The 1,038-nt window shown below is 44.8% G+C and carries 2 protein-coding genes; one reads left to right on the top strand and one right to left on the bottom strand.

Annotated elements, in window-relative coordinates; translation table 11 throughout:
* Window positions 1-78 precede the first annotated feature (78 nt).
* On the bottom strand, window positions 79-390 hold the full coding sequence (locus GH664_RS24065; RefSeq protein ID WP_008656559.1) for a helix-turn-helix domain-containing protein: 312 nt from the start codon (window positions 388-390) through the stop codon (window positions 79-81).
* A gap of 397 nt (window positions 391-787) precedes the next feature.
* Here GH664_RS24065 and GH664_RS24060 point away from each other — a divergent pair.
* Window positions 788-1,038: hypothetical protein (locus tag GH664_RS24060; RefSeq protein ID WP_228111696.1), on the top strand; the 251-nt coding region annotated here is incomplete at its 3' end.

Genomic DNA, 1,038 nt, shown 5'->3' with positions numbered 1-1,038 from the left:
GTCTTGTTTTATTGTTGATACTTACGTTCCTCGGTTTACTTGCTGCATTGGATAAAGTGGCTGTTGTATATTGACAGCCTAACCTGTGCGCTTGCGAAAGCGCATGTCCTTTTTCTTGTCCTCCACTACTGCTACGATAGCCATCACGTCCTCCGGCTTGTAGTAGGTCTTGTGGCTGATTTGCGTATAAGCCAAAGTTCCGTTGTCCCGAAGCGTCTGCACTGTCCGTGGGCAGATGTTGAGCGTCTGACACACGTCCTGCGTGTCGAGCCACTTGTTCATGGTCTTGTCCTCACTGCGCTCACGGATTCTGTCCATGCGCTTCACGAAGTTCTCCAACTGGGCATCAAGATAGTTGAATGCCTCTTCCTCGAATACGATGAATCCCATACTTTTCTTTTTTCTAAGTTAATACTATGTTATATGTCGCAAAGCTCCACGCATATGCTGTGCTCCACGTTTGTGAGTGCAAAGATAAGGCACGGTAATCTAAAAACAAGCGTTTTCAATTTCTGTGGCAGTATGTTGCCGGGGTTTGCCGACTTCAACGCCAAAAACAACAAGAAAAACTTGCACGACTGCAACGAATACATGAACAATGATGAGTTGAGAAATACGTTGAAGTTCTCACAACTATCTCGGTATGCAAATAAGCAAGCCACAACTAAATTGCCACGTTACACCCAATCAGTTGCATGGCTGCACTCAGTACACTTACTTTGCACCCGACAATCGGTCAATGGTGCAAACCGTGACCACTATACAAACAAATAAAACAGCATAAGCTATGGCAAGAACAAAAGATGCAGTCTTGGCTCCTGAGCAAAAGGAGCTGATGGAAAAAGAGTATTTGGATTTTGTTAAACCATCTACGTATGGCAACAAAGCCAATCCAAGTAGTTGTAATTCTCTCTATGATGATGTAGAGAACCCAGAGTTGAGAGCAATTGTAGAGAAAGTTGCTGCAACAACTCCCTATAGAGAGGAAACATCAACGAACGAGGCTCAATCGCCACCGAATCCGCAGAAGCGCATCAG

This window comes from Thauera sp. 2A1 (assembly GCF_009469595.2).
In the GTDB taxonomy this organism is placed as follows: Bacteria; Pseudomonadota; Gammaproteobacteria; order Burkholderiales; family Rhodocyclaceae; genus Thauera.
This window is presented reverse-complemented; position numbering and strand designations above follow the sequence as displayed.

What these genes read in the sequence shown, in the direction of transcription:
- GH664_RS24065 (WP_008656559.1), bottom strand. Translation starts at nt 390, where the DNA reads ATGGGATTCATCGTATTCGAGGAAGAGGCATTCAACTATCTTGATGCC.